Annotated in this window: 3 protein-coding genes; 2 read left to right on the top strand and 1 reads right to left on the bottom strand. The window is 66.6% G+C overall.

Features of this window, described 5'->3' with window-relative positions:
• Positions 1 to 155: ATP-binding cassette domain-containing protein (locus tag I71_RS40755; protein ID WP_042703590.1), on the bottom strand; the 155-nt coding region annotated here is incomplete at its 3' end.
• A 38-nt stretch (positions 156 to 193) separates the two neighbouring features.
• Between I71_RS40755 and I71_RS31410 the strand changes: the two genes are divergently transcribed.
• Together I71_RS31410 and I71_RS31405 are read left to right on the top strand one after the other, a co-directional pair.
• Positions 194 to 604: a sensor histidine kinase KdpD gene (locus I71_RS31410; RefSeq protein WP_280109932.1), complete on the top strand. Its 411-nt coding sequence runs from the start codon at positions 194 to 196 to the stop codon at positions 602 to 604.
• Positions 605 to 872: 268 nt separating this feature from the next.
• The coding region (locus I71_RS31405) for a response regulator (RefSeq protein WP_042703586.1) at positions 873 to 1,567 on the top strand (695 nt) is incomplete at its 3' end.

The raw sequence follows: 1,567 nt of genomic DNA, 5'->3' as shown, positions 1-1,567 counted from the left end.
GACAGCACCTTGTTCAGCGTCGTCTTGCCGACACCGTTGGAGCCGAGCACGGTGACGATCTCGCCGGCATGGACGGCCATGTCGATGCCGCGCAGCACCTCGGTCGCACCATAGCCGGTCTTCAGGCCACGGATTTCCAGAAGCTGTTCAGCCATGGACCGCCCCCTCCGCCCTCAGACATGCCGACAGGGTCATCCAGGTCGTCGTCAACCTGCTGTCCAATGCCGCCAAATTCACCCCGTCCGGCGGGCGGACCCGGCTGGACGCCCGGTTGGAGGATGGCTTCCTGCGGGTGACGGTGACCGACAGCGGCCCCGGCGTACCGGCGAAGGACCGCAAGCTGGTGTTCGACCGTTTCCGCCAGTCCGACAACACGCTGACCGGCAAGCCTGCCGGCACCGGTCTGGGATTGGCCATCGCCAAGCGAATCGTCGAGCATCTGGGCGGCCGGATCGGCGTGGAGGATGCCATGGCCGGGCCGGACCCCGAGTCGGGCCGCGGCGCCGCCTTCTGGTTCACGCTGCCACTCGCAGAAGGCGAATCCGGTCATGGCACCGGAATTGCGCCGGTCCGGGACCTGCCCGCCAAAGACCGGTCGGATTGACTGGATACAAATCGCTTACAATCATCTGACGGGATTACAATCCCGTGTTATCCTGCCCGGCATCCGCGCCCCACGGGAAACAGGAGATTTCCGCTTGCGGTCCGGCCCAAGCCTCCTGTCGGAGCGGTATACAACCGATGGGGTGCCATACGCCACACCCCTTCCCGTTCGGACGATGCGCGCTTATGGTGGGGCGCACGGAGCCGGGTGGAATGCGGATCGGGCGGAAGGGCCCGCCTGTCGGGCGGGTTGGCGGTAGGAAGGCGGGATGGGCAAGATACTGGTTGTCGACGACGAGCGGGACGTCCAGACGCTGATCATGCAGCGTTTCCGCCGCGCCGTCCGGACCGGCGAACTGGAGTTCCTGTTCGCCCATGACGGGCAGGAAGCGTTGGCGACCCTGCGCGCCCGGCCGGACATCGACATGGTGTTGAGCGACATCAACATGCCGGGCATGGACGGACTCACCCTGCTCGACCATCTGCCGCAGGTGAATTCCGATATCCGTGCGGTCATGGTGTCCGCCTATGGCGACCTGGGCAATGTCCGTGCGGCGATGAACCGTGGTGCCTTCGACTTCATCATCAAACCCATCGACTTCGCCGATCTGGAAGCGACGATCCACAAGACGCTGGAGGCCTGCCGCGCCGTCCGCCGCCTGCGCGACGCCCTTCAGGAAACCCGCACGGCGGAGGCGGCGTCGCGCGCCCAGGCCGCCCGCCTGCGCCGCGTCCTGGACGGCAGCCCGATCGGCGTCACCATCATCACCGAAGCTGGCGAACTGGTTTATTGCAACCAGCGCTGCACCGACCTGTTCGGCGTGCCCGCCGACACCCTGCAGCAGCGCTGCGCCCCCACCCTGTTCCGCCATGTCCAGGAGCGCCAGGAGCGGCGGCCGGACCGGACAGGCGGGACGGAGGTCTTATCGGCCTCGGACGAAATCCATTACCCTGCGCGAGATGG

Origin of the sequence: Azospirillum sp. B506 (assembly GCF_000333595.1) — a bacterium.
Lineage (GTDB): Bacteria > Pseudomonadota > Alphaproteobacteria > Azospirillales > Azospirillaceae > Azospirillum.
Note: the sequence above shows the minus strand (reverse complement) of the source record. Positions and strands in the feature narration are given on the sequence as shown.